Source organism: Streptomyces sp. NPDC050508, assembly GCF_040655155.1.
Classification (GTDB): domain Bacteria; phylum Actinomycetota; class Actinomycetes; order Streptomycetales; family Streptomycetaceae; genus Streptomyces.
Genome location: NZ_JBFAJJ010000002.1, coordinates 689,364 through 715,713, shown reverse-complemented (window position 1 = coordinate 715,713; position 26,350 = coordinate 689,364). Strand labels below are relative to the sequence as shown.

General features: G+C 70.9%; 25 protein-coding genes. 14 read left to right on the top strand and 11 right to left on the bottom strand.

Annotation, left to right across the window (positions count from 1 at the left end; genetic code table 11):
- The first annotated feature begins 140 nt into the window (after positions 1 to 140).
- The gene (locus AB0I69_RS08450; protein ID WP_363094794.1) at positions 141 to 1,106 is read left to right on the top strand and encodes a DUF5926 family protein; all 966 of its coding nucleotides are present in this window, start codon (positions 141 to 143) and stop codon (positions 1,104 to 1,106) included.
- Between the two features lie 244 nt (positions 1,107 to 1,350).
- Here the strand turns inward: AB0I69_RS08450 and AB0I69_RS08445 are convergent, their stop codons facing one another.
- Complete coding sequence (locus tag AB0I69_RS08445; RefSeq protein WP_363094793.1) at positions 1,351 to 1,902, bottom strand: hypothetical protein; 552 nt, start codon at positions 1,900 to 1,902, stop codon at positions 1,351 to 1,353.
- A gap of 56 nt (positions 1,903 to 1,958) precedes the next feature.
- Positions 1,959 to 2,624 carry a bifunctional DNA primase/polymerase gene (locus AB0I69_RS08440; protein WP_363094792.1) on the bottom strand — a complete coding sequence of 222 codons (666 nt, stop codon included), beginning with the start codon at positions 2,622 to 2,624 and terminating at the stop codon, positions 1,959 to 1,961.
- Between the two features lie 577 nt (positions 2,625 to 3,201).
- On the opposite strand from AB0I69_RS08440, the gene AB0I69_RS08435 reads away from it, so the two are divergent.
- From AB0I69_RS08435 to AB0I69_RS08420, 4 genes are all read left to right on the top strand, one after another.
- Entirely contained in the window at positions 3,202 to 4,629 is a 1,428-nt protein-coding gene (locus AB0I69_RS08435; RefSeq protein ID WP_363094791.1) for a PP2C family protein-serine/threonine phosphatase, read from the top strand.
- Between the two features lie 93 nt (positions 4,630 to 4,722).
- Entirely contained in the window at positions 4,723 to 6,198 is a 1,476-nt protein-coding gene (locus AB0I69_RS08430; protein WP_363094790.1) for an aminopeptidase P family protein, read from the top strand.
- Between the two features lie 76 nt (positions 6,199 to 6,274).
- On the top strand, positions 6,275 to 7,642 hold the full coding sequence (locus AB0I69_RS08425) for a PLP-dependent aminotransferase family protein (RefSeq protein ID WP_363094789.1): 1,368 nt from the start codon (positions 6,275 to 6,277) through the stop codon (positions 7,640 to 7,642).
- Positions 7,643 to 7,745: 103 nt separating this feature from the next.
- Entirely contained in the window at positions 7,746 to 8,981 is a 1,236-nt protein-coding gene (locus tag AB0I69_RS08420) for an MFS transporter (protein ID WP_363094788.1), read from the top strand.
- 57 nt (positions 8,982 to 9,038) lie between these two features.
- Here the strand turns inward: AB0I69_RS08420 and AB0I69_RS08415 are convergent, their stop codons facing one another.
- From AB0I69_RS08415 to AB0I69_RS08400, 4 genes are all read right to left on the bottom strand, one after another.
- A complete protein-coding gene (locus tag AB0I69_RS08415; RefSeq protein ID WP_363094787.1) occupies positions 9,039 to 9,872 on the bottom strand; it encodes a triphosphoribosyl-dephospho-CoA synthase in 834 nt (277 codons plus the stop codon).
- A 9-nt stretch (positions 9,873 to 9,881) separates the two neighbouring features.
- Positions 9,882 to 10,814: an intradiol ring-cleavage dioxygenase gene (locus AB0I69_RS08410; RefSeq protein ID WP_363094786.1), complete on the bottom strand. Its 933-nt coding sequence runs from the start codon at positions 10,812 to 10,814 to the stop codon at positions 9,882 to 9,884.
- Between the two features lie 66 nt (positions 10,815 to 10,880).
- The gene (locus AB0I69_RS08405; protein ID WP_363094785.1) at positions 10,881 to 11,438 is read right to left on the bottom strand and encodes a GNAT family protein; all 558 of its coding nucleotides are present in this window, start codon (positions 11,436 to 11,438) and stop codon (positions 10,881 to 10,883) included.
- 55 nt (positions 11,439 to 11,493) lie between these two features.
- Positions 11,494 to 11,940, bottom strand: coding sequence for an ATP-binding protein (locus tag AB0I69_RS08400; RefSeq protein WP_363094784.1), 447 nt, complete (start codon positions 11,938 to 11,940; stop codon positions 11,494 to 11,496).
- Between the two features lie 236 nt (positions 11,941 to 12,176).
- Here AB0I69_RS08400 and AB0I69_RS08395 point away from each other — a divergent pair, with 236 nt between their 5' ends.
- The 9 genes from AB0I69_RS08395 to AB0I69_RS08355 all read left to right on the top strand — a co-directional run bounded on the left by AB0I69_RS08395 (position 12,177) and on the right by AB0I69_RS08355 (position 22,128).
- Complete coding sequence (locus AB0I69_RS08395) at positions 12,177 to 13,022, top strand: hypothetical protein (RefSeq protein ID WP_363094783.1); 846 nt, start codon at positions 12,177 to 12,179, stop codon at positions 13,020 to 13,022.
- A 153-nt stretch (positions 13,023 to 13,175) separates the two neighbouring features.
- Positions 13,176 to 13,910, top strand: a complete 735-nt coding sequence (locus AB0I69_RS08390) for a YcnI family protein (protein ID WP_363094782.1) — start codon at positions 13,176 to 13,178, stop codon at positions 13,908 to 13,910.
- Between the two features lie 93 nt (positions 13,911 to 14,003).
- On the top strand, positions 14,004 to 14,654 hold the full coding sequence (locus tag AB0I69_RS08385) for an SCO family protein (protein WP_363094781.1): 651 nt from the start codon (positions 14,004 to 14,006) through the stop codon (positions 14,652 to 14,654).
- The gene (locus AB0I69_RS08380; protein WP_363094780.1) at positions 14,651 to 15,097 is read left to right on the top strand and encodes a copper chaperone PCu(A)C; all 447 of its coding nucleotides are present in this window, start codon (positions 14,651 to 14,653) and stop codon (positions 15,095 to 15,097) included. The genes AB0I69_RS08385 and AB0I69_RS08380 overlap by 4 nt, the downstream gene beginning before the upstream one ends.
- Positions 15,098 to 15,113: 16 nt before the next feature.
- Positions 15,114 to 17,177: a copper resistance protein CopC gene (locus AB0I69_RS08375; RefSeq protein WP_363094779.1), complete on the top strand. Its 2,064-nt coding sequence runs from the start codon at positions 15,114 to 15,116 to the stop codon at positions 17,175 to 17,177.
- 8 nt (positions 17,178 to 17,185) lie between these two features.
- Positions 17,186 to 18,484: an iron uptake transporter deferrochelatase/peroxidase subunit gene (gene efeB / locus AB0I69_RS08370; protein ID WP_363094778.1), complete on the top strand. Its 1,299-nt coding sequence runs from the start codon at positions 17,186 to 17,188 to the stop codon at positions 18,482 to 18,484.
- A gap of 71 nt (positions 18,485 to 18,555) precedes the next feature.
- The gene (gene pheA / locus AB0I69_RS08365; protein WP_363094777.1) at positions 18,556 to 19,488 is read left to right on the top strand and encodes a prephenate dehydratase; all 933 of its coding nucleotides are present in this window, start codon (positions 18,556 to 18,558) and stop codon (positions 19,486 to 19,488) included.
- A gap of 562 nt (positions 19,489 to 20,050) precedes the next feature.
- Positions 20,051 to 21,328, top strand: coding sequence for a serine--tRNA ligase (gene serS, locus AB0I69_RS08360; protein WP_363094776.1), 1,278 nt, complete (start codon positions 20,051 to 20,053; stop codon positions 21,326 to 21,328).
- On the top strand, positions 21,325 to 22,128 hold the full coding sequence (locus AB0I69_RS08355) for an HAD family hydrolase (RefSeq protein ID WP_363094774.1): 804 nt from the start codon (positions 21,325 to 21,327) through the stop codon (positions 22,126 to 22,128). The genes serS and AB0I69_RS08355 overlap by 4 nt, the downstream gene beginning before the upstream one ends.
- Positions 22,129 to 22,438: 310 nt before the next feature.
- Here the strand turns inward: AB0I69_RS08355 and AB0I69_RS08350 are convergent, their stop codons facing one another.
- From AB0I69_RS08350 to AB0I69_RS08330, 5 genes are all read right to left on the bottom strand, one after another.
- Positions 22,439 to 22,678: a hypothetical protein gene (locus AB0I69_RS08350; RefSeq protein ID WP_363094773.1), complete on the bottom strand. Its 240-nt coding sequence runs from the start codon at positions 22,676 to 22,678 to the stop codon at positions 22,439 to 22,441.
- 80 nt (positions 22,679 to 22,758) lie between these two features.
- On the bottom strand, positions 22,759 to 23,478 hold the full coding sequence (locus tag AB0I69_RS08345; RefSeq protein ID WP_363094772.1) for an ABC transporter permease: 720 nt from the start codon (positions 23,476 to 23,478) through the stop codon (positions 22,759 to 22,761).
- 11 nt (positions 23,479 to 23,489) lie between these two features.
- Positions 23,490 to 24,401, bottom strand: coding sequence for an ABC transporter ATP-binding protein (locus AB0I69_RS08340; RefSeq protein WP_363094771.1), 912 nt, complete (start codon positions 24,399 to 24,401; stop codon positions 23,490 to 23,492).
- Positions 24,398 to 25,306 carry an ABC transporter permease gene (locus AB0I69_RS08335; protein WP_363094770.1) on the bottom strand — a complete coding sequence of 303 codons (909 nt, stop codon included), beginning with the start codon at positions 25,304 to 25,306 and terminating at the stop codon, positions 24,398 to 24,400. Before AB0I69_RS08335 ends, AB0I69_RS08340 begins: the two co-directional genes overlap by 4 nt.
- Positions 25,296 to 26,270 carry an ABC transporter ATP-binding protein gene (locus tag AB0I69_RS08330; RefSeq protein WP_363095034.1) on the bottom strand — a complete coding sequence of 325 codons (975 nt, stop codon included), beginning with the start codon at positions 26,268 to 26,270 and terminating at the stop codon, positions 25,296 to 25,298. Before AB0I69_RS08330 ends, AB0I69_RS08335 begins: the two co-directional genes overlap by 11 nt.
- Positions 26,271 to 26,350 lie beyond the last annotated feature (80 nt).

Sequence of the window (26,350 nt, the reverse complement as noted above, 5' to 3'; positions counted from 1 at the left end):
GGCACCTGTCCGGCGCCGGCGGCGATGTCCACAGGCCGCCGTCCACACCTGCCGGGTTGTCCACAGGCTCCCGTCGGTCATGGCGTGAACGGCTAGGCTCCCGCCCGTACGAGACGAGCCGTAACCGGGAGACACCCACGATGGCCAAGAAGCGCCCCCAGACCACGGCCAAGCGGCCGCAGCTCAGCGACGGAGAGGTCGCGGTCGTCGGTGCCCGCGAGCCCTGCCCCTGCGGCAGCGGCCGACGCTACAAGGCCTGCCACGGCCGGGCCGCCGCGCACGCGGCCACCGAGCTGGTGCAGCGCCCCTTCGAGGGACTGCCCGGCGAGGGCGACTGGGTGGCGCTGCGCGAGCTGGTGCCCGCCGCCACGGTCGCACTGCCCCTGAAGGGCGGCCTCCCCGAGGGCGTCCCGTCGGTCATGCTCGCCACGGTGCTGCCGATGGCCTGGCCGGCCCTGCGCCGCGACGACGGCTCGGTGCTGCTCGGCCTGCAGAACGACACGGCGTCCGGCGACATCAGCCGCGACCTCGCCGATACCCTCCAGCGCGCGCTGGTCGCCGATCCGGGCACTCCGGTGCAGGCCCGCCGGGCCCCGGCCGACGGTCCGCGACTGCAGGAACTGCTCGACCCGGAAGGCGCGTTCGAGCCAGTTGTGCACCCGGGCTTCGAATTCTGGGTCCCCGAGGCGGAGAACGCGGCGCCCGAGGTGACCGCCTCCCTGGAGCGTGCCAACGCCGCCGCCATCCCGACCGTGAAGCTCCAGGGCGTGGACGCCGCGTACTGGTGCGAGACGCCGGACAAGAACCATCTGCGCTGGGTCATGCCGTACCCGGAGGAGCAGCTTCTGGACGCTCTGGCACGGCTGCACGCCGCGGGCCGCTCCGGTCTCGGTGAGGGCACCCGCCTCGTGGGATCCTTCCGTGCTCACGGGCTGACCGTGCCGGTCTGGGACCTGCCGAGCGGGGTCGGCGCGGACGACATCGAGAAGCCCGCCGCCGAGTTCGCCGAGCGCCTCACCGCCGCACTGGCCGCGGACGCGCCGCTCACCGCGGACGAGCGCCGCGCGCGGGGCGGCCTCACCAACCGCCAGGTCACGCTCAGCTGACGGACGGAAGGGGGCAGGGGTTCGACTGACCGACCGTTCAGTCGCAACAGGCCTGTTCACTCCGGTGACTCCTGTCACAACTCCCCGTTGTGAAAGGGAAGTCGGTGTCCGAATAGCCGAGATCGAATTTGCGAACCGCCGATCTCTTGTTACCGTTCGAGTAGCCCGGTTGCTGGTGCATCCCCCGTCGCCAGCAACCGGGTCTTTTCATGCCCGGCCCGCGTGTACGGAACGATGCCGTCCGTCAACTCGCCGTAGGCGCCGAGGAGTTGCTCCCCGAGCGCAGCAACAGCGGCCCGTTCCCGCTCCGCCCGGCGAACTCCGCGACGGCCGTGTAGGCCGCCAGTCCGCCCTGTGTGCGCTCCCGGGGTGTCTCGCACAGCGAGGGCTCGTCCTCGGCGCTCACGGCGCAGTGCATCTGCACCGTGCGGTCCGCCGGACCCATGAGGCTCAGCACCGAATCCAGGTCGTCGCCGGTCGCGTTGCGGTAGTACGTGCGCGCCCAGGTGTCCTCACCCTGCGTCATGACACAGGTCTGCGCCTCGATGCCGTCGGGTGAGGAGAGTTCGGGTCCGCAACGGGCCGCCGTCGCCAGCCCCAGGCCGAGCGTCCGCGGGGAGCGGGCCGGAGAAGGCGCGGCCGACGGTGCCTTCGGGTCGTCGTCGAAGGAGCCGCGGGACAGGGACCGTACGACCGCGTGACCCTCGTCGCGTACGGGTCCCGCGGACGCCACGGCCAGCGGCAGCGCGACCGCGCACACCGCGACGCCCGCGAGGGCGAGCAGACGAAGGTTCATACAGCGGAAGATAACGACCAACCACGGGCGCCACGTTCCGCGCGCGCCCGACACCCCTACAACTCGGGGGCGCTCACACCCGTACGAGTGAGGGCCTCGACCACGGCGTCCACCACGGCCTCGACATCGGGGACCCAGGGCGAGGACGAGCCGGGCAGCGGGGCGCGCTCCCAGCGGATCTGGCCCTGGCCGGTCTCGGTGGGCGGCAGGGCGAGGTAGCCGCCCTCGCCGTGGAAGCGGAGGGAGCCGGGAACGTGGTCCTTGGCGTAGAGCAGTTCGCCCAACTGCTCCAGGGAGTACGGCTTGACGAGCAGCGACCAGCGGGTCGGCGCGGCGACGACCGGGCCCAGGCGCATGCCCTGGAGGTCGAGCGCGGCGAGGGCCCGGGAGGCCGCGAGGGCGGGCAGGCTGACCGCGCAGGGAGCCTTGCCGCCGGTGGCCAGGACGATCGGCGCGGCGGGCCGGTTGCCCCACCACCAGCGCACCATGCGGGCGTCGGTGGTGGCCGCGAGGAGGCCGGGGTCGAAGGGGTGTGCACCGGGCACGGAGCAGTCCGGATCCGGGCAGCCGCAGAGAGCACGCCCCTCGGGATCCGGTGCCACGCCCGGGAGTACGGGCCATTGCCATTCTGTCGCGAAGGTCAGGGCCGCGCTGAGCATCTCAGACCTCCTGTTGTCTCGCCTGGACAGGAGCCTGCGTCGCTTTCCGAGGATCTCGCGCATGAGCGCTCGTTCCTTTCCGTTGCACCGCTGGCAACACCGAGGACCACATCACACCATGTGTCGATCACTTCACTGTGCGTACCTGTTGGCGCATCACACCCCTGCCTCTGGCAGGGGGAACCCGTGCGTGCATGAAAAGCATGGGCGTGGCGTGGGGGTGGCGAAGTCTGGCGTTTTGCCGTCCCGCGTATTTCTCTCCGCCTCCGCCACGGGAGGATGGGTCACGATCGTCGGTGGTTAAGACGCCCGGGTCCCGCACCAGGTTCCGGGTGGCCCCCAGCCACCCCTGGCCTTCTCCGAGTACGTACCCATCACGACCGCTGTGACGCTCCGTCGAGCAAGCCCAGTCGACCGCAATGGACCGTCCCCTGATGCAGTTTCAAGCCAACTTTGCCAATCCGCAAGGGGAGAGCGAAATGCCCCCGTGCAACCCATGGACACCAGGAATCCCAGCAGGACAATGCTGGACATCCCCTAACGAGTGCGTGTACATGTGGAGACACTGCTAGCGGCGCAGAATGACATGGGGGTTTGCGATGCTTTTGAGCAATACGCACCGGTCGGAAAGCCGGACGCCATGAACGCCCCTCACCCTCCGAAAGTGGCTGGAATCGATTCAACGGTTCCCTCGCCCGCACACACTGTCGCGCCCGCGCCTGCCGCCACCGGTACCCCTCCGGCCCCCTCTTCGAACACCCAGAACACGCCAGATACCGCTCTGAACGCGCCAGGTGCCCTGCTCCAGGACCGGCTCGCCGGCTGGGTGTCCGATCTCACGACCCTCCATGAACTCACGGAGCGGCTGGCACGCACGGACGCACTCGACGAAGCGCTCCAGGAGCTGCTGCGCGCCGGAGCCGCCCTGGTGGGCGCCCGGCGCGGACTCGTCGTCCTGGAACCCGGCGACGGCCTCGGCCCCGACACCACCATCGGCCTGGGCCTGGCCCGCTCCGACCTCGGCCACATCGAGACCGTCCCGCGCGGAGCGATGTCCTACGGCCAGATTCTCGACGGAGTTCCCGGCGGCGAGGGCGGCGAGATCGTCCACCCCGACCTGTTCGCGGAGGACGGCCTCGACCCACGCCACCGCGAGGTCGCCGTACGCCTGGGCTACGCGGCCAGTTACGCGCTGCCCCTGGCGACCGACGCGGCCGGGCGGCTGGGCGCCGCCGTGTGGCTGTACGACGAGCCCGCCGAACCGGTCGAGCGGCAGCGCCATCTCGTCGGCCTGTACGCCCGCTACGCCACCGAGCACCTCGCCCGGGTCCTCGAAGTCGAGCGCACGCGCGCGTGCATGGCGACCATCTCCGAGGAGCTGCTGCCGTCCCGGCTCCCCCGCGTGGCCGGTGTGCAGCTCGCCGCACTGCACCGCACGGGTCCGCGCGGCGGCGGCGACTGGTACGACGCGCTGCCGCTGCCGGACGCCGCGCTCGGCCTCGCCGTCGGCTCGGTGACCGGCTCCGGGCCGAGCGCCATCGCCGCGATGGGCCGACTGCGCGCGTCCCTGCGGGCGTACGCGGTGATGGAGGGCGAGGACCCGGTCGCGGTCCTGTCCGACCTCGAACTGCTCCTCAGGCTCACCGAACCCGCCCGCTCGGCCACCGCCCTGTTCGCGTACTGCGAGCCCGCGCTGCGCAAGATCACCCTGGCCGGTGCCGGGCACAGCCCGCCGCTCCTGGTCGGCGAGCGGCGCACGGAGTTCGTGGAGACCTCCGTGTCCGCGCCGCTGGGCATGCTCGCCTGCTGGGAGGCACCGAGCGTGGAGCTGGAGGCGGAGCCCGGCGAGACGGTGCTGCTCTACACGGACGGGCTGCTGCACCGCACCGGCGAGCCCATGGACCGCGCCTTCGCCCGGCTCCACGCGGCGGCGGCGAGCGTCCCCAGGGCACTGCGCGGCGACCCCGTCGCCCTCGCCGACCACGTGCTGCGGACCGTGCTGCCGGACGGCCTAGACACGGCCGACAGCGACGAGGACGTCGTCCTGCTGGCGGCTCGCTTCGAGTAGTCGCCGCGAAGCCATGTGTAACAGGCCATACGGCCCTGGACCCCCTTCCGTACGACCGTACGATGGACGGGGTCCAGTGCCGTATCTAGGAGGATGACCGTGGCCGACGAGCTCAATCCGGAGACCCCGGAAGCGGAGCCTGAGCAGCCTGAAGAGCCCATCAAGAAGCGGAAGAACGGTCTGTACCCGGGCGTGTCCGACGAACTCGCAGACAGCATGAAGTCCGGCTGGGCCGACACCGAGCTGCACGACCTGCGGCCTGTCGAGCAGGCTGAGCACACCGCCCGCCGCCGTACCGCGCTCTCCGCGCGCTTCCCGGGCGAGCGCCTGGTGATCCCCGCCGGCAACCTCAAGACCCGCTCGAACGACACCGAGTACCCCTTCCGGGCGTCGGTCGAGTACGCGTACCTGACGGGCAACCTCACCGAGGACGGCGTCCTCGTCCTGGAGCCCACCGCCGACGGCCACAAGGCGACGATCTACCTCCTGCCGCGCTCCGACCGCGAGAACGGCGAGTTCTGGCTCTCCGGCCAGGGCGAGCTGTGGGTCGGCCGCCGCCACTCCCTCACCGAGGCCGAGAAGCTCTACGGCATCCCCGCCTCCGACGTCCGCGAACTGCCCGCCGCCCTGCGCGAGGCCACCGGCCCCGTCCGCGTCGTGCGTGGCTACGACGCCGGCATCGAGGCCGCGCTGACCGACAAGGTCACCGCCGAGCGCGACGAGGAACTGCGGGTCTTCCTCTCCGAAGCACGCCTGGTCAAGGACGAGTTCGAGGTCGCCGAGCTGCAGAAGGCCGTCGACTCCACGGTCCGCGGCTTCGAGGACGTGGTGAAGGTCCTCGACAAGGCCGAGGCCACGAGCGAGCGCTACATCGAGGGCACGTTCTTCCTCCGCGCGCGCGTGGAGGGCAACGACATCGGCTACGGCTCCATCTGCGCCGCGGGCCCGCACGCCACCACCCTGCACTGGGTGCGCAACGACGGCCCGGTCCGCTCCGGCGACCTGCTCCTCCTGGACGCCGGCGTCGAGACGCACACCCTGTACACCGCCGACGTCACCCGCACCCTGCCGATCAACGGCCGCTTCAGCGAGATCCAGAAGCAGGTCTACGACGCCGTGTACGAGGCCCAGGAGGCCGGTATCGCGGCGGTGCAGCCGGGCGGCAAGTACCGCGACTTCCACGACGCGGCGCAGCGCGTGCTGGCCGAGAAGGTCGTCGAGTGGGGGCTCGTCGAGGGCCCCGTGGAGCGTGTCCTGGAGCTGGGCCTCCAGCGCCGGTGGACGCTGCACGGCACGGGCCACATGCTCGGCATGGACGTCCACGACTGCGCCGCCGCGCGGACCGAGACGTATGTGGAGGGCACCCTGGAGTCGGGCATGGTCCTCACGGTGGAGCCGGGCCTGTACTTCCAGGCGGACGACCTGACCGTCCCCGAGGAGTACCGCGGCATCGGCGTCCGCATCGAGGACGACATCCTCGTCACCGAGGACGGCAACCGGAACCTGTCCGACGCGCTGCCCCGGACCTCGTCCGAGGTCGAGCTGTGGATGGCGTCCCTCAAGGGCTGACTGCTGATAGAAGACTGATGGCCGGGCACACGTACGGTGCCCGGCCAGTCGTATGCCTAGGGGGAGGGCTTTTCTCGTGAACGACTTCTGGTCCGGCGTCGGGGTCGACCTGCATCTGGAGCCCGACCCGGAGGGAGGCCGCCGGGTCGGTCTCGAACGCGCGCTGCGGGACGCCGTACGCGACGGACGGCTGTCGCCCGGGACGCGGCTCCCGGCGACCCGGCGCCTCGCGACCGAGCTGGGCGTCTCCCGGGGCACCGCGAAGGCGGCCTACGACCAGCTCGTCGCCGAGGGGTATCTGACCGCACGCCAGGGCTCCGGCACGCAGGTCGCGCTGCTGCCCTCCGTCGACGCGGAGGCACCGGGCGCGGCGGCACGCGCGCGTATACCCCGTTTCGACCTGCGGCCGGGCAGCCCCGACGTCGGCGCGTTCCCGGCGGCGGCCTGGCTGCGGGCGCTGCGCCGGGCCATCGCGACGGCGCCCTCCCTGGCGTACGACTACGGCGATCCACGCGGCCGGATCGAACTGCGCACCGCGCTGTCGGGGTACCTGGGGCGGGCCCGCGGGGTGATCGCGCCGCCGGAGCGGATCGTGATCACCTCCGGGTACGTGCAGGGACTCGCGCTCCTCACGCGCGTGCTCGACGGTTCCAAGGTGGCCATGGAGGACCCCGGACTGCCTTTCCACCGGGAGGTGGTGCGGCACAACGGCGGGCACGTGGTGCCGGTACGGGTGGACGAACGGGGCGTCTGCGCCGAGGACTTGGGGGCCGCGGCGGCCGTGGTGGTCACACCGGCCCACCAGTACCCGACCGGTGTGACCCTGCACCCCGAGCGCAGACGGGCGCTGACCGACTGGGCACGCGCGCGTGGGGGGCTGATCATCGAGGACGACTACGACGGGGAGTTCCGCTACGACCGGCAGCCCGTGGGCGCCCTCCAGGGGATGGCACCGGGCCAGGTCGTGTACCTGGGCACCGCCTCCAAGACGCTCGGGCCGGCGCTGCGGCTCGGCTGGATGGTGCTGCCGCCCCACCTGGTCGACGCGGTCGCCGACGCCAAGCTGCACAGCGACCACCACACCGAGACCATCGGCCAGTTGGCGCTCGCCGAACTGATCGACAGCCACGCCTACGACCGTCACGTGCGCGCGTGCCGACTGCGCTACCGGCGCCGCCGCGACCAGCTCCTCGACCGGCTGGGAGCGCACGCAAACGTTTACGGCATCGCGGCGGGGCTGCACGCGCTGGTCGAGGTCGCGGACGAGGAGGCCGTGCTGGCGCGGGCCGAGAAGGAGGGGCTCGCGGTGGGGCGGCTCGGGGAGCACTGGCATACGGCGGGCGAGGGGCGCCCGCAGGGGCTGGTCGTGGGGTACGGGACGCCCAGGGAACGGGTCTACCCGGAGGTGTTGGAAGCGTTGGGCCGGGTGCTGGACGGGTCCTGAAGGCGACCGGTGAGACAGGTCCTGAAGGGGCCGTGATTGGACCAACGAAAGGAGCGACTATTGGGCCTCACCACAGGCCCACCGAGCTTCTAACGTCGTACCCATGACGAACTCGCTCGTCCCGCCCGCGGGCCCGCAACGCACCCTCGCGCTGGCCCAGTTGACCAACGCCGTGGGCGACGGCGCCTACTACGTGACCTCGGCGCTGTACTTCACCCACGTCGTCGGTCTCGCCCCCGCGCGCGTGGGCCTAGGGCTCACCCTCGCGTGGGCCGTCGGTTCGCTGGTGGGGGTGCCGCTGGGGCGGCTGGCCGACCGGCGGGGGCCGCGCGGTACGGCGGTGCTGCTGGCGCTGGCGACGGGGCTCGCGGTGGCGTCCTTCCTCGTCGTACGGGGATTCGTGCCGTTCGTGATCGCCGCGTGCGCCTACGCGTCCGCGCAGTCGGGGCTCGCGGCGGCCCGGCAGGCGCTGCTGGCGGGGCTGGTGTCGGCCGGGGAGCGGACCGGGCTGCTGGCTCATCTGCAGTCGACGCTGAACGCCGGGCTCGCGGTGGGCGCGGGCCTCGGCGGGCTCGCGCTGCGCGCGGGGACGCGGTCGGCGTACCTCGGGGTGTTCGCGCTGGACGCGGTGAGCTTCCTGGTGTGCGCGGGGTTGCTGGCGCGGCTGCCGTCGGTACGGCGCGCCCAGGCGCGGAAGGCCGATGCGCTCGGTGTCCTGCGGGACCGGCCGTACGTCGTCGTCACGCTGCTCAACACCGTGCTGCTGCTGCGGATGCCGTTGCTCAGCCTCGGGCTGCCGCTGTGGATCGCCGAGCGGACCGACGCGCCGACCTGGCTGGTCTCCGCGCTGTTCGTCCTCAACACCGGTGCGGTGATGGTCTTCCAGGTGCGGACGGCCCGCGGGGTCACGGGGCTCGCGTCGGCCACGCGCGCGGTGCGACGGTCGGGCTGGGTGATGCTGGCGGCCTGCGCGGTGTTCGCGCTGTCGGCGGGCGCGTCCCCATGGGTGGCCGTGGGGGCGCTGGTGGTGGGCGCGGTGCTCCAGGTCGCCGCCGAGATGGGCCAGTCGGCGGGTTCCTGGCAGCTGTCCTTCGACCTGGCTCCGGCCGACCGGGTGGGCGAGTACCAGGGCTTCTTCGGGACGGGGGTAACCGTGGCGAGGACGATGGGTCCCCTGGTGCTGACGTCCCTGTTGCTGGAGTGGGGGACGCCGGGCTGGCTGCTGCTGGGCGGGGCGACCCTGGTGGCGTCGTACGCGATGGGCCCGGCGGCGCGGCGGGCCGCGGGCCGCGCCGCGGAGGCGGACGAGGCGATCAGGCCGCCGGCGCTGGTGAGTTGACCGGCAGCGAGCCGGACAGCGCAGCCGCCGGCAGCACGCCGCCCGCCCGGCGAGGGATCAGGTGGCCGACGCCGGCGAGCGGGCCGGCAACGAATCCAGGAACAGCGCGCCCGCCAGGAGCCCCGCACTTCCGCGCGGGCTCCACGCGCGTGCGTGCAGGTCGGCGTCCAGGGCGGCCAGCGCCTCCGCACCGGGCTCCGTCGACGCACCGCCCGCCTCCAGGACGCCGCGGGCGCCCGCCTGGACGTGCCGGAGGCCGAACGGGCCCGCGGTGTGCAGGAGTTCGGTGTCCTGGAGGGTGGACATCACGGTGAGCAGGGCGTCGAGGCGGGCCTGGGTCTCGGTGGCGCCGACCGCGCGGGTCGTGGCGAGGGTGTCCAACGCCCGCCGTACGTGCGGGAATCCGGCCTTCGCCTCGCCCCGGGCGCCGGCCGCCCCGTACTTCGCCGAGATCGACGAGCCGCGCGAGGGCCTGCGCGGGGCGCGGCGGTCGGGGTGGGCGGCGATGCGCTTCGCGGTCGCCGCGACGTCCTTCGCCCCGGCATCGGGGTCCAGGGCCGCCGCCGCGACCAACAGGCCGAGCGCCCACAGGGCGCCGCGGTGGCCGCCGCCGGCGAGCGCCACCGAGTGCTCGGTGCAGCGGCCGATCGCGCCGAGTTCCGCGCGGAGCACGGGAGTTGCCTCACCTGTGCGGCGGGCTGCCGCCGCCATCGCCGCGAGGCCGGGGATCAGCGCCTTGGCCGACCAGCGCAGGGCGCGGTGGTCCACCCGGGTCGTGCGGGCATCGAGGTCACGCGGATCGGGCAGGCCCGGCTTGGGAGCCAGCGCCAGTTGCCCGGTGAGCGCGTCCACGGCCGCCCGCGCCAGTGCCTCGTCCTCGCGGCTCTGCATCGTCGTACCTTACGAGGAGGCGGAGGCCGAAGGGGAGGGGCTGTCGCTGGGCGGCGTGCCCGTCGGGGCGTCGCTCGGGGGCGTACCGCCTCCGCCGCTGCCCGCGCCCGTGCTCTCGGCGTCCGGGTCGACGCCGAGCGTCAGGGACCCCTTGTAGCCCTTGGACGGGTCCTTCTTGTGCACGGCCTTGAGGGTGAGCAGGCCGCTGGTCGCGCCGCCGCCGTCGTAGACCATGTCGTCGGCGAGGACGGTGTACGAGCCCGTGTGCTTGGCGTACGGGTCGAGGGTGAAGATCTCCTCGGCGATGTCGTCGGCGAAGAACAGCTGGCCGGTGTAGTTGACCTTGCCGCCCTCGTAGGTGCCGTCCGCCTTCTCGCCGCCGGTGTGCACCTTGACGTGGATGTGGCAGGTGCGGGGCGTGTACCAGCCCGGGAAGATCGTCTCGAACTTGACGACCCCGTTGGCGTTGGCGACCTGGTAACCCCGCAGGTACGTCAGGTCGTTGGCGGAGTCGCCCTCCTCGCTCTCCGCGGGGGCCGAGCCGCCGGGGTTGGCGGTGGTGTAGCCGGAGTAGTAGCCCCAGGCGTCGCAGTGCCAGATCTCCACGGCCGCGCCGGAGACCGGGGTGCAGCCGTCCGTGGCGTCGACCACGGTCAGGCGCAGGGTGAGCGGGACGCCCGCCTTGCCCTCGGTGATGTCCTTGCGCACCAAGGCACCGTCGAGGTAGTAGGGGCCCTCCGTGACGCTCGTCATCAGCGTCATGCACTCGCTACTGGTCGAACTGGCCGAGGCCGTCGCGTCCGCGTCGGTCGTCGTGTCGGAGGTGTCGGCGAACGCCGACTGGAACCCGGCCGCCACCAGCCCGCCCGCCGCGACCGTCCCGCCGGTCACCGCGATGGCGCGGCGCCGACTGATCGTTTTTTCTCTGTGGTTTCCCGTCATGATCGCGAAGCTAGGGACGGCAGCCGTCAGGGGCATGGGCCTGGGCTGTGCGCGAGGTAAGAATCCTCAGAAAGCTGAAGTCGGGTCGTCGTCGTGCAGGATCCGCTGGAACAACCGATGGTCCCGCCACTCCCCGCCGATGTGCAGATAGCGCGGAGCCATGCCGATCGGCTCGAACCCGCTCTTTTCCAGGACGCGTTGGGAGGCCAGGTTGTCGGGCCGCGTGCTCGCCTCCAGCCGGTGCAGCCCGACCGTCTCCCGCGCGATCCGGCACACCCGCTCGACAGCGGCGGTGGCCAGGCCGCGCCCCTGCCGGTCGGCTGCGATCCAGTAGCCGAGCCAGGCGCTGCGGAAAGGGCCGAGCACGACCCCGGACAGCGTGACGGCCCCGGCGATCCGTCCGCCGGACACGAGGAGCCAGGGCACAAGACGGCCCTCCGCGTACTCCCGGGCCTGCGCCTCCAGGCGCGCCCGCTGCCCCTCGGCAGTGAAGAAGGACTCCGGACGGTACGGCTCCCAGGGGCCGCGGTTCTCGACAAAGGCGGCGGCGAGGGCCGGGGCGTCGTCCCGCTCGGCGATCCGCAGGGTCACGCCGTCGGCCAGTTGTTCGGGTCGGATGTCCATCCGCCGATTCTGCCGCCGGGCCGGCGGGCAGAGCTCACCCGCCTCGCCCGCACCCTCACACCGCCATCAGCGGCGCGTCCTTCCGCCACTTCAGGATCTTGTCGAAGCTCACCACCGCGCCGCCCACGCCCGGCTTGTTGCCGATGTGGACGTGGTCGGCGAGCTCCTGGATGAGACACAGGCCACGGCCGTTCTCGGCCTCGCTCGGGGCCGGGCGGACGGAGTGGGTGCGGGCGAAGCCGGGGCCCGAGTCGGCGACCTCGATACGGCACTTCTCGCCGTCGAGGTACGCGGTGACCCGGTACGCCCCCGAGGGCATGCCGTGCGCCGTGTCGCCGCCGTGCTCCACGGCGTTGGCGCAGGCCTCGCTGAGGGCGACGGAGAGGTCGTAGGAGATGTCCGGGTCGACGCCCGCGGTCTCCATCGTGCCGAGGAGAAGCCGCCGGGCGAGCGGAACGCTCGCGGCCTCGCGCCTCAGATGGAGTGACCACCAGATGCTCATGCTCCAGCCTCCCGGCCGCGGCTCGACATAGTGATACCTATTGCCGCCAGTGCCCCTGTGTAAGCACGGAGTTGACGTGATGCCGCCCATATGGGGGATGTGTCCCAAACGTAATTGGTGTATCCGGAGGTAGCTCACGTCGGAGAGTGATCCTTGTGACCTACGACACACTATGGCCCCGATGTTGCGGACCTGCCGTATAGCGGCGATAAGGCCGGTGCGATGATGAGCCCGCCATGACTGCCCCCCACCCACGTACGACGCGCTCCCGAGGTGAACTCCGGGTCCTGCGGGCCGCGGTGTTCGCCGCGGTCTGTGTCGTGCTGGCCGCGGCCGGTCATGCGCTCGCCTCCTGCGCGACCGTTCCGCTGTGGACGGTGGGCGCGGGCTTCCTCGCGACGTTCCTGGTCGTGGCACCGCTCGCCGGGCGCGAGCGCTCGCTGCCGGGCATCGCGGCGCTGCTCGCGGTCGGACAGACCGCGCTGCACACGCTGTTCGGGCTCGGTCAGACCGCCGGCACGTCGGCCGACAGCACCTTGTCGGCGTCCGACCACTCGCTGGTCGCGCGGGCCGCGCATCTGCTGTGCGGGACCACCGCGGCGGCGATCAGCCCGGCGCAGGCCCACCAGATCCTCACCAACGCGCGGCTCCTGCCGACTTCGGGCTCGACGAGTTCGATGAGCGCGATGAGCGGCATGGGGTCGATGCACCACCCGGCGGACGCCATGTCCGCCTCCGGCGGCTCCTCGATGTCGCTGTTCCCGTCCCTGTCCATGCTGCTCGGGCACGTCCTCGCGGCGCTCGCCGCGGGCTGGCTGCTGCGGCGCGGTGACCTGGCGCTGCTGCGCCTGATGGAACTGTCGGCGCACGGAGTCGCGGAAGGGGCGCTCGTACGGTCCCTGCGCGGAGCGCTCGTCCTGGTGCGCGCCCTGCGGGCCGGGCTGCCGGGGGCGCCCGAGGCGGGCCCGAGGCTGCGCCGTACCGCCTTCTCCGCACCGCCCGCGCCGCACACCACCGCACTCCAGCACTCGGTGATCCGCCGCGGCCCGCCGGCCGCCGCCGCACACGCCCTCGCCGCCTGACGCGACGCGACCACCGACCCCGCACTCCCTCCTGTGCGTGAAGAGGCCGCCGTCGTGCGGCACGCGCGCGTGCCCGTCTTTTTCAGCCGGGGAACCACGCGCCCCTCTTCACCACCGGAACTCACTCGAACTCGAAGTGGAGTGCTCCTTTCCATGAAGACCTCTCGTATCGCCGCCGCCGCTGCCGTCGCCGGCTCGGCCGTGCTCGTCCTGTCCTCCCCCGCCTTCGCGCACGTCTCCGTGCAGCCGGAGGGGGCGGCCGTCAAGGGCGGCTACGCGGTCGTCGACTTCAAGGTCCCGAACGAGCGTGACGACGCCTCGACCACCAAGCTGGAAGTCGCCTTCCCGACCGAGCACCCGCTGGCCTCCGTGATGCCGGAGCCGATCAGCGGCTGGACCGTCAAGGTCACCAAGTCGAAGCTGGCCAAGCCGGCCGAGATGCACGGCGAGACGATCACCGAGGCCGTCACCAAGGTCACCTGGACCGCGACCGGCAAGGGCGTCGAGCCCGGCTACTTCCAGAAGTTCCCGGTCTCCGTCGGCATGCTGCCCACGGACGCCGACCAGCTCGTCTTCAAGGCCCTCCAGACGTACTCCGACAAGGACGTCGTGCGCTGGATCGAGGTGCAGAAGGACGGCGAAGAGGAGCCCGAGAACCCGGCGCCGACGCTCACGCTGACCTCCGCCTCCGCCTCGGCCTCCGGCGCGACCGCCGAGGACGCCTCCGACAAGGCCGCGAAGACCGAGACCACCGCCGCCGACTCCACGTCGTCGTCCGCCGGCTCCTCCGACACCACCGCCCGCGTCCTCGGCGTGGTCGGCATCGCCGTCGGCGCCGCGGGCGTGGCGTACGGCGTTCTCGCCGGCCGACGGCGTACGACCGTCTGAGGCCCGTCCGCTCATGGTGCGCACAGGGGTCCGTGCGACTCTTTCGTACGACCCCGGTGCGCGCCGGAGCTCTCACAACTGGGACATTTCTCTATGCGCAAGAAGACGTTCGCGGCGGCTGTTCTGCTCACCGCCGCCACCCTGACGCTCTCCGCCTGCGGCAGCGGCGACGACGGCAAGAGCCCCGTCTCCGTGGTCTCCGAGGACACCGCGACACAGGCCGCCACCGTGCTCGACACCCCGTTCGAGAAGCCGGACCTGGTCCTCACGGACACGCACGGCAAGAAGTACGACTTCCGGGCGGAGACCAAGGGCCGGCCGACGCTGATCTACTTCGGCTACACCCACTGCCCCGACATCTGCCCGCTGACGATGAACAACATCGCCGTCGCCAAGAAGGCGCTGCCCAAGGCCGAACAGGACAAGCTGCTGGTCGTGTTCGTCACCACCGACCCGTCCCGGGACACCCCCTCCGAGCTCGGCAAGTGGCTCAAGGGCATCGACACCCAGTTCGTCGGCCTGACCGGCGACTTCGCGACCATCCAGGCCGGCGCCCGCTCGATCGGCATCTCCATCGAGCCGACCTCGAAGGACAAGAACGGCAAGCTGGTCTCCGTCCACGGCACCCAGGTCGTCGCCTTCTCCCCGAAGACCAACGGCGGATACCTGCTCTACGGCCAGGACACCACCGTCGACGACTACACCAAGGACCTCCCCAAGATCGTCAAGGGGGAGACGCCGTGAGGCAGTTCGCCGCACCCGTCGCGGTACTGACCGGCGCGCTGGTCCTCACCGGCTGCGGCGGCTCGGACGACGCGAAGGCCCAGCTCTCCGTCAGCTCCGCCTATATGCCCCAGCCGGTCTCGGACATGGCGGCGGGCTTCCTGGACATCGCCAACAAGGGCGGCGCGAAGGACGAGTTGACCTCCGTCACCAGCGACCTCGGCCCCGTCAGCGTGCACGAGACGGTCGGCCAGTCGATGGAGGAGGTGAAGTCCCTCGATGTGCCCGCACACGGTCAACTCGTGTTCAGGAGCGGGGGCAACCACCTGATGTTCGACAAGCTGAAGCACACGCTCAAGCAGGGCGACAGCGTGACCGTGAAGCTGCACTTTGCCAAGTCCGGCCCCCTCACGGTTGAGATGCCGGTGAAGTCGGCCACGTACAACCCCACGACCGGGCACTGAGGGAGGGACCCCCACCTTGAAGACGACCATCACCCCCCGCGTCCGCAACCTGGTGCTGCTGCTCCTGGCTGTCATCGGCATGCTCTTCGCCGGGGCGGGCACGGCCTCCGCGCACGCCGCGCTGACCGGCAGCGACCCCAGTTCGGGGGTGGTGGTCGACAAGGCTCCGACGCAGATCTCGCTCACCTTCTCCGAGAAGGTCTCGACGAACAACGACTCGCTGCGCGTCCTCAACCCCAAGGGCAAGCGCGTCGACGTCGGCAAACCGTCCAACATCAGCGGTACGACGTACGCCATCCAGGTCCGCAGCGGACTGCCCGACGGCACCTACACGGTGGCCTGGCAGGTCGTGTCGGCCGACAGCCACCCCGTCGCCGGCGCCTTCACCTTCTCTGTCGGCGCCCCCTCCAAGACCACCGTCTCGGTCTCCGACCAGGACGTGGGCGGCGGGCTCGTCGGCGGGCTGTACGGCTTCGGGCGCTACATGTCGTACGCCGGCTTCATCGTCATGGTCGGCGGCGCCGCCTTCATCCTGGCCTGCTGGCAGCGCGGCGCCGGAGTGCGCGCCCTCCAGCGGCTGGTCGTCTCCGGCTGGGTCTCGCTCACCGCGGCCACCCTCTGGCTGCTGCTCCTGCGCGGCTCGTACACGACCAGCGGGAAGTTCGGCGACATCTTCGACCTGAACCTCCTCGGCCAGGTCCTCCAGACCAAGACGGGCGCCGCGCTCGTCTCCCGGCTACTGCTCCTCGCCGCCGCCGCGCTGTTCATCGCCGTGCTCTTCGGGGCCTACGACAAGCGGGAGGACGAGGAGAAGCGAGACCTCACCTTCGGTCTCGCGATCGGCGGCGGTGTGGTCGCCGCCGGGCTCGCCGCGAGCTGGGCGATGGCCGAGCACGCCTCGACCGGGCTCCAGCCCGGCATCGCGATGCCCGTCGACGTCGTCCACCTGCTGGCTGTGGCGACCTGGCTCGGCGGCCTCTCCGCCCTCCTCGTCGCGCTCTACCGGGCGCCCTCCGACAACCTGGTCGGGCGGACGGCCGTACAGAACTTCTCGCGCATCGCGTTCGGCAGCGTCCTCGCGCTCGTCGCGACCGGCATCTACCAGTCGTGGCGCCAGCTCGGCTCCTGGTCGGCGTTCACCGACACCGGCTACGGGCAGCTGCTGCTCGTGAAGATCGGCCTCGTGGCGCTGCTCATCGGCATCGCGTCGATCTCGCGGCGCTGGACGGCACGGCTGGCGGACAACACGGCTGTGGTGGCCGGGACGGTCGCCGAGGACGTCGAGGAACGTGAGCCGGAGAAGGAGAAGGCACACGTCTCCGCGTCCACGAAGACCGCCGACTCCAGCGCTACGGCGTCCGCCGTGGCCAGTGTCGCCGGCGCTACGACCTCCGCCAAGGCCAGTGTCGCCGGCGCCACCGCGCCCGCCGAGGCCGACTCCGATGTGTCCGATGTGACCGCGGCAGCCAAGAGCGCCGATTGCGAGGCGGTCGGCGGCTCCAAGCGCGCCGCCCAACTCGCCCGCCAGCAGGCCGCCGTGGACACCACCCGGCAGAAGCGCCTGCGGGACGCCGACCCGATCCGCTTCGGACTGCGCCGCTCGGTGCTCGCCGAGGCCGCCGTCGCCGTCGTCGTCCTCGCCGTCACCACGGCCCTGACGACCACCGAACCGGGCCGCACGGAGGAGGACGCCAAGGCGGCCAAGGCCTCCTCCTCGTCGTCCTCTTCGTCGTCCGCCGGCGCCCTGACCCTGGACATGTCGTTCGACACCGGCGGCACGGACGGCAAGGGCGTCATACGCCTCGACCTAGACCCCGCGCGGGTCGGCGGCAACGAGATGCACGTCTATGTGCAGCGCCCCAACGGCCGGGCCTTCGACGTGCCCGAGGTCAAGGTCGCCTTCACCCTCGCCGCCAAGAAGATCGGCCCGCTGCCCGTGACACCCGACCGGATCACCACCGGGCACTGGGCCGCGAACGGAATCCAGATCCCCATGGCGGGCGACTGGAAGATCTCGGTGACCGTGCGGACCTCCGACATCGACCAGACGACCGTCGACAAGAACGCGCAGATCGGCTGAACCACGCCATGCCTGACCAGTCCATTCCCGAGGCCCGCAACGCAGAGGCGTCCCCCGGGGAGGCCGTTTCCGAAAACACCTCCCCCAGGGAGGGCATTTCCCGTCGACGGCTCCTCGGTACGGCCGGTGCCACCGGGCTCGTGCTCGGTGCGGCGGGCGCAGCCGTGGGGTACGCGTCCGCACCCGCCGGTGCCACACCGCTCACCTCGCTGGGCGAGGACATGGCAATGTTTCACGGGAAACATCAGCCAGGCATCACCGAGGGCCTTCAGGCGCGCGGCCACCTCGTCGCCTTCGACCTGGCGGCGGGCGCGAGCCGTAAGGAGGCCGCTGCCCTGCTGCGCCGCTGGTCGACGACCGCCCAGCGGCTGATGGCCGGCGAGTCGGCGGCGCAGGACGACACGGATGTCGCCCGGGACGCGGGCCCCTCCTCCCTGACGATCACCTTCGGCTTCGGCAACTCCTTCTTCTCCCGTACGGGTCTGGAGAAGCAGCGCCCCGCCTCCCTCGACCCGCTCCCCGACTTCTCCTCCGACCACCTCGACAAGGCGCGCAGCAACGGCGACCTGTGGGTGCAGATCGGTGCCAATGACGCGCTGGTCGCCTTCCACGCCCTGCGCACGATCCAGCAGGACGCGGGCAGCGCGGCCAAGGTCCGCTGGCAGATGAACGGCTTCAACCGGACGCCGGGTGCGACGGCCCACAAGATGACGGCCCGCAATCTGATGGGCCAGCTCGACGGCACCCGCAACCCCAAGCCGACCGAGTCCGACTTCGACAAGCGGATCTTCGTGCCGGCGTCCGGTTCGAGCGACCCGGCGTGGATGGCGAACGGCTCCTACGCCGTCGTACGCCGGATCCGCATGCTCCTCGACGACTGGGAGAAGCTCTCGAACGGCACCCAGGAGAACGTCGTCGGGCGCCGCAAGTCCACTGGGGCGCCCCTGTCCGGGGGCGGTGAGACGACCGCGATGGACCTGGAGAAGACCGACGCGAAGGGCGCCCTGGTCGTCCCCATCAACGCGCACGCCCGCATCGCCCGGCCCGACCAGAACGGCGGCGCGGCGATGCTGCGGCGCCCCTTCTCGTACCACGACGGCATCGCCGCCGACGGCACCCCGGACGCCGGGCTCCTCTTCGTGTGCTGGCAGGCGGACCCGCTGCGTGGCTTCGTCACCGTGCAGCGGAAACTCGACCGCGGTGATGCCCTGTCGACGTACATCCGGCACGAGGCGAGCGGCCTGTTCGCGGTGCCGGGCGGGGCGGCGGAGGGCGAGTACGTGGGGCAGCGGTTGCTGGAGGGGTGAGCCCGTCGCCCTATGGAGTGGTGGGCCAGGAAGCGTGCCCCGGGTCTCGCAAGGCCCATTAGGGTGAAGTCATGCCAGCCAGCTACGCGTATCTCGGCCCTGAGGGCACCTTCACCGAAGTCGCCCTGCGGACGCTGCCCGAGGCGGCCACCCGGGAGCTGATCCCGTACGTGTCGGTGCAGTCCGCCCTGGACGCGGTGCGCAGCGGCGAGGCCGAGGCCGCGTTCGTGCCGATCGAGAACTCCGTCGAGGGCGGCATCACCACCACCCTGGACGAGCTGGTCGCGGGTGCGCCGCTGATGATCTACCGCGAGGTGCTGCTGTCGATCACCTTCGCGCTGCTGGTCAGGCCGGGCACGAAGATCTCCGACATCAAGACGGTCTCCGCGCACCCCGCCGCCCAGCCGCAGGTCCGCAACTGGATGAAGGCGAACCTCCCGGACGCCCTCTGGGAGTCGGCGGCCTCGAACGCGGACGCCGCCCGCCTGGTCCAGGAGGGCCGCTACGACGCCGCCTTCGCCGGTGAGTTCGCCGCCGCCCGGTACGGTCTCGAAGCGCTGGAGACCGAGATCCACGACGCGGAGAACGCGCAGACCCGGTTCGTGCTGGTGGGCAGGCCCGCCCGGCCCGCGGCTCCGACCGGCGCGGACAAGACGTCGGTCGTGATCTGGCAGCGCGACGACCACCCCGGCGGACTGCGCGACCTGCTGGGCGAGTTCGCCACCCGGGGCATCAACCTCATGTTGCTGCAGTCCCGCCCGACCGGCGCCGGCATCGGCAACTACTGCTTCTGCATCGACGCCGAGGGACACATCTCCGACCGCCGGGTGGCCGAGGCCCTGACGGGGCTCAAGCGGATCTGTCTCCAGGTGCGTTTCCTCGGTTCGTACCCGCGCGCGGACGTCGGCGTGGACGGGGTACGGCCGCTGTTCCCGGCCACCTCGGACGAGGATTTCCTGGCCGCGGCCGACTGGGTCGCGCACTGCCAGGACGGCCGTTTCTGACCGGTGGTACCTGTGTAGCGTCCCGGTACTACCTGCGTATCTTCGTTATCCACAGAAGTTATCCACAGGTCCGCTTCTCGACCTGGGGACAAGTCGACAACAAAGTGCGATCCAGTCGACAAATCTCCCTACAGGCCGTCGACGCGTCCACCGGCGCGTAGGTCACTCTTCGTCCACCTGTTTCCCTCAGGCAATCCTATGGAGCGACGCATTTCCACCCGAAAGTGAGCAGGAAGCGCGTTTGGGACAGGAATCGCCCACCTCGGGAAACCCTTTGGAAATGATCATTTCCAGTGTCCACAGATCTTTCGCACACCCTGTGGATAACTCTTCCGGGATGTGGATTCCTGTGGACAACCGCGGCCTCAAGTCCCGTTTGCCACAAGGGATTCGGGTCAACAGGCCGCCTCGCGCCTGCCCCGTTCCAGGGAGCGGGACGCTTTTTCATTGACACGCGCCGCCACATAGGAACACTCTCCGCAAATGCCCCATAACTATATGTAAGCCGCAGTTCGGAATACCGAGTCGTGAGCCGGAACTCGGCACCGGTAGCCTGTTCCGCGTGATTGACCTTCGCCTGCTCCGTGAGGACCCCGACCGTGTGCGCGCGTCCCAGCGCGCCCGTGGAGAGGACGTCGCGCTCGTCGACGCTCTCCTGTCCGCCGACGAGCGGCGCAGGTCGTCCGGCGTCCGCTTCGACGAGCTGCGTTCCGAGCAGAAGGCGCTCGGCAAGCTCATCCCCAAGGCCTCCGGCGACGAGAAGGCCGAGCTGCTCAAGAAGACGGGCCAGCTCGCCGCCGACGTCAAGGCGGCCGACGCCGAGCAGCACGAGGCGGACGAGGAGACCAAGCGCCTCGCGCTCCAGCTCGGCAACCTCGTGCACCCCGACGTGCCCGTCGGCGGCGAGGAGGACTTCGTCGTCCTGGAGACGCACGGCACGATCCGCGACTTCGCCGCCGAGGGCTTCGAGCCCAAGGACCACCTGGAGCTCGGCGAGGCGCTGGGCGCCATCGACGTCGAGCGCGGCGCCAAGGTGTCCGGCTCGCGTTTCTACTACCTCACCGGCGTCGGCGCCCTCCTGGAGCTGGCGCTCGTGAACGCGGCGATCGCGCAGGCCACGGAGGCCGGCTTCATCCCGATGCTGACCCCGGCGCTGGTCCGCCCGCGCGCCATGGAGGGCACCGGCTTCCTCGGCCAGGCCGCGGAGAACGTGTACCACCTGGAGAAGGACGACTTCTATCTCGTCGGCACCTCCGAGGTCCCCCTCGCGGCGTACCACATGGACGAGATCCTCGACGCGGACAAGCTGCCGCTGCGCTACGCGGGCTTCTCCCCGTGCTTCCGCCGCGAGGCCGGCACGTACGGCAAGGACACGCGTGGCATCTTCCGCGTGCACCAGTTCGACAAGGTCGAGATGTTCTCGTACGTCCTCCCCGAGGACGCGGAGAACGAGCACCAGCGGCTCCTGGACTGGGAGAAGCAGTGGCTGACCGCCCTCGAACTGCCCTTCCAGGTCATCGACGTGGCCTCCGGCGACCTCGGCTCGTCGGCGTCCCGCAAGTTCGACTGCGAGGCGTGGATCCCGACCCAGGGCAAGTACCGCGAGCTGACCTCGGCCTCCAACTGCGACAGCTTCCAGGCCCGCCGCCTCTCCGTGCGCCTGCGCGACGGCAAGAAGGTCCAGCCGCTGGCGACGCTCAACGGCACGCTGTGCGCCGTACCGCGCACGATCGTGGCGATCCTGGAGAACCACCAGCTGCCCGACGGTTCCGTGCGCGTACCCGAGGTGCTGCGTCCGTACCTGGGCGGCCGTGAGGTCCTGACGCCGGTCGCCAAGTGACGGCCGACTTCCCTTACCGGCTGATCGCGACCGACCTCGACGGAACGCTCCTGCGCTCCGACGAGTCGATCTCGTCGCGTACCCGTGACGCCCTCGCCGCGGCCACCGCGGCGGGCGCGGCACACATCGTCGTGACGGGCCGCGCGGCCCCCTGGACCCGGCACATCCTCGACGACCTCGGCTACGAGGGCCTCGCGGTCTGCGCCCAGGGCGCCCAGGTCTACGACGCCGGGGAGCACCGCCTGCTGACCTCGGTCACGCTGGACCGTCAACTGGCCGGTGTGGCCCTCGCCAAGATCGAGTCGGAGGTCGGCCCGCTGTACCTCGCGGCGAGCCGGGACGGCCTGGACGGCGAGGTGCTGGTCGGTCCCGGGTACGCGGTCACGGGCAAGCTCCCCGCGACCCCGTTCACGGACGCGTCCGACCTGTGGACCGCACCCCTGAACAAGATCTACATCCAGCACCCGACCCTCACGGACGACGAACTCGCCGAGGCGGCGAGGCTGGCCGCAGGAGGTTTCGTCTCGGTCGCGATGGCCGGCGCGGGCATCGTCGAGCTGCTCCCGCTCGGCCTGTCCAAGGCCACGGGGCTGTCCCTCGCGGCACGCCGCCTGGGCCTGAAGGCCGCCGACACGATTGCCTTCGGCGACATGCCCAACGACATCGCGATGTTCGCGTGGGCGTCCCACGGGGTGGCGATGGCCAACGCGCATGAGGAACTCAAGGCGGTGGCGGACGAGGTGACGTCGTCGAACGAGGAGGACGGGATCGCTGTGGTGCTGGAGCGGTTGCTCGCGTAGGTGTGGGCAACCGCCCCAGCGCAGAATGCCCCCGGCAGCGGGGGCGAAAGGGAAGGCGGCCCACGCGATAATGAGTCGCGTGCTCGAAGCGGCCGCCCCGGGCAGCTCCCCGTGGTGGGCGACTCGACGGAGGGTAACTACTCCGGAGACCGCCGCGGGCTGCCCTGAAGGGAGTTGGACGTACTGTCGTGCATCGACATCGTCCAGCTCCTCTCCCAGTCAGTGGCGCCGGCTGATCCGGCGTCGACAGAACAACTGTGCCTGTACGCCGAGTTGGACGCCACCGAATAAAAGGGCAGCCGCGTGACGGCTAACGCCGGCGCCACCTGCGCCTGCGTGCCTTGCTGAAGAACCACCCCGCCGGCGGCTCGTCCGAGCGCCAGGGCTGTGGCTCGGGCGATTCGTTGCGCCAGCGCGCCGCGAGCATCCGGGCGCGGGCGGACGGCTCGGCCGTCTCGGCGGACCGTATGAAGTCGTCGTCCAGGACCAACTTGTCCCAGCCGTCCCCCGACTCGGCCTGACCGCCGCCGTACGCTGCCTCTCCGGCCATCCCCGTTCCTCCTAGCCGTGCGTCCCCGTTTGCCCAGTGTGCCCGGACAGAGATGAAGCCCCCGTCAAGATCAGGACCTGTCATTCCTCGCCGGCGAGCTTCAGCGAGCGCAGCTTCTGTCCGGCGTACCAGGTGGCTCCGATGGTGACCCCGACCAGGAACACCGTCGCCGTGGTCAGTCCGACGTCCGAGGTCACCAGGTCTCCGCCGGCCACCTTGTGGGCGACGGCCAGGGACCATTGCTGGACGCTCAGCGTGCGGGCGCCTGCGACCAGGGAGCCGAACAGGGCTTCCCAGACGAGGGCGTAGACGAGTCCGAAGACCACCGCGTGCCGGGAGACCGTGCCGAGCAGCAGGAAGAGTGCCGCGTAGGCGATGGAGGCGACCAGGGCGGCCACCGTGTAGGCGACGGCGATCTGCTGGCCGTTGCCGTTCAGGATGAGGCCGGCGATCAGCATGGGGACCGCCGAGAACACCATGGTGACGCCGACCGCCACGATCAGCTTGGTGAAGATGATCGTGGGCCGCTTGAGCGGCTTGGACAGCAGGTACACCACGGAGCCGTCGTCGATCTCCGGTCCGATCGCGCCGGTGCCCGCGATGACGCCGATGATCGGCACCATCGTGGCGAGGCCGAGCCCGCCCAGGACGTCCACCGCGGTCTGGTCGTCGGCGCCGGCGAGGCCCCGCACCACCACGGAGATCGCGATCAGCAGGAAGGGCAGGGCGCCCAGGATGAGGGCCCGGCGCCGGCCGAGCAGGGCCCGGTAGGTGAGTCGGGCGACTGTGGGGTCGTACATCTCTTGGCCTCCTACGCCGCGACGAGATACGAGAAGACGGACTCAAGTGACTCGTCGGAGGGCGAGACCGTGAGCAGCCGGATGCCGTGGTCCTTGGCCACCCGGGGCAGCAGGACCGTGAACCGGGCGAAGTCCACGGCCTGGATGCGCAGCGCGCCCTCGGCCAGGTCGACCTCGATGCCGGACGTCGACGGGTCGGCGATCAGTGCGGCCGCGAGGGCGCGGTCGTCGCTGGAGCGGACCAGGTAGCGGTGCGGGCGGTCGGTCATCAGGCGGCGGATCTTGCGGAAGTCGCCGCTGGCCGCGTGCCGTCCGGCCACCACCACCTCGATGTGCCAGGCGAGTTGCTCGACCTCTTCGAGGATGTGGGACGAGAACAGCACCGTGCGGCCCTCGTCGCCCATCCGCCGCAGCAGGTCCATGAGTTGCATGCGCTGGCGCGGGTCCATGCCGTTGAAGGGCTCGTCGAGCAGGAGCAGCGACGGGTCGTGGACCAGGGCGCTGGCCATCTTCACGCGCTGGCGCATGCCCTTGGAGTACGTGGAGATCTTGCGGTCCTGCGCGTACTCCATCTCGACCGTGGCCAGGGCTTTTTGGGCCGCCTTGGCGCCGAGGCCGTGCAACTCGGCGTTGGCGACGACGAATTCGCGTCCGGTGAGGAAGTCGTACATCCCCTCGCGCTCGGGGACGATGCCGATGTGCTTGTAGATCTGCTCGTTGCGCCACACCTGCTGGCCGTCGAGGGTGACGGTGCCGGTGGAGGGGGCGAGGAAGCCGCCCATCATGTTGATGAGGGTGGACTTTCCGGCGCCGTTGGGGCCGAGGAGTCCGGTGACGCCGGGGCCGACGTTCATCGTGATGTCGTTGACGGCGACCACGTTGCCGAACCAGCGGGAGACGTGGTCGATGGAGAGCGTGGTCACAGGCCCACCTTCCGGTAGCGGCGGATCAGGAGGCCGTAGGTAGCGGCGATGAGGCCCAGGACGGCGAGGACGTAGACGACGCCTTCTCCGTGGGTGGGGCCGACGCCTCCGGGGAACGCCGACGTCGCGCCCAGGAACGCCGACTGCAGACCGTCGATGAGCGTGACGGGCGAGAAGAGGCCGATCCAGGGGATCGCGCTCGTGGCGTCCTGCGCGTCGGCGATGGCCTGGAGGGTGGAGACCGCGCCGTAGGAGATGGTCAGTACGGCGATGACGGCCGCGATGCCGAAGCCGCGGCGCGGGGTGACCGCGGCGATGACCAGGCCGATGCCGGCGAAGAGCAGGGAGAGGAGGGTCACGGAGACGAGTCCCTGGGCGAAGCCCTTGGTCTGGTCGGCGAAGTCCAGCTTGGCGAGCAGGGCGCCTACGTAGAGCACGATCAGGGGGGCCGCGGTCAGGATGAACATGGCCGAGGCCAGGGCCGCGAACTTGGCCCTCACGTAGTCGGCGGTCTCGATCGGCCGTGAGAAGTACAGCGGTACGGTCTTGAAGCGCAGGTCGCGCGAGACGGACTGGGGTGCCTGCGAGGCGACGTACAGGCTGATGACGGCCTGCATGATGATCGCGTAGCGGGTGTAGGACACCGGCAGGTCGTGCGCCTTCGTGGCGACCGCGACGGCCACCATGATGGCCGCGGGCACGCACATGACCACGAACAGCAGCATCGGCAGCACCTTGGACTTCACCGAGCGGCCGAGGCCGTAGGAGCCGCGCAGGGACTGCGAGTAGAGCGAGCGGCGGGCGTAGGCGCGGCCCAGGCGGGGGCCGTTGTAGTTGCGGTAGCCGATGTTGTGGATACGGGTCTGGTCGCCCGGCTGGGGGACCAGGGGCTGGTCAATTGCCATGGCCTACGGCCTCCTTCCGCTCTGCGTCGCTGTCGGTACCGGTGTCGGTGAAGACCTCGGCGATGTGGTGCCTGCGCTGCTCCATGCGCACCAGTCCGAGGCCGAGGTCCGCGATCACGTCCCGGACCAGGTCGTACGTCTCGTCGCCCGTGGCCGTGAGGAGGAGGACGTGGCCCGCGCCCGGCAGGCCGCTGCTGTCGTGGGTGTCCATCCCGCGCGCGTGGAGCGCGTCGCGCACCGCGCGGGTGCCGTCCGGGTGGTCGTCGGTGTCGGTGACCTCGATCGCCAGGGTGGTCGTGGTCTGGGTGAAGTCCGTGGTGGAGCTGGAGCGCAGGAGCTTGCCGCCGTCGACCACGATGACGTGGTCGCAGGTGCGCTCCAGTTCGCCCAGCAGGTGCGAGGTCACCAGCACCGAGATGCCGAAGTCCGTGTAGATGCGGCGGATGAGGCCGAGCATCTCGTCGCGGCCGACCGGGTCGAGGCCGTTGGTCGGCTCGTCCAGGAAGACCAGCTGCGGGTCGTGGACGAGGGCCTGCGCGAGCTTGACGCGCTGCTTCATGCCCGTCGAGTAGCCGCCGATGGGGCGGTAGCGCTCCTCGTACAGGCCGACATGGCGCAGCGTGTCCGCGGTGCGCTCGCGTGCCGCGGTGGGCGGCAGTCCGGACATGCGCGCCATGTGGACGACGAACTCGGTGGCCGAGACGTCGGGCGGCAGACAGTCGTGCTCCGGCATGTACCCGACGCGCTCACGGATGTCGGCACCCTTGGTGGCGACATCGAGTCCGAGCACTTCGGCTCGGCCCTCGGAGGCGGGGGACAGACCCAGCAGGATCTTGATCAAGGTCGACTTGCCGGCTCCGTTGGCACCGACGAGCCCCGTCACACCGGGGCCGACGTCCACGGAGAGCCGGTCAAGCGCGGTCACCCGTGGGAACCGCTTGCTCAGGCTTTCGGTCGCGATCACAGTCACGTCTTCGAAGGTAGTGACCCGGGCCACTCCGGTCGTCACCCCGCAGAGCTGTCCTCGCGTCAGACTCCAGGCGT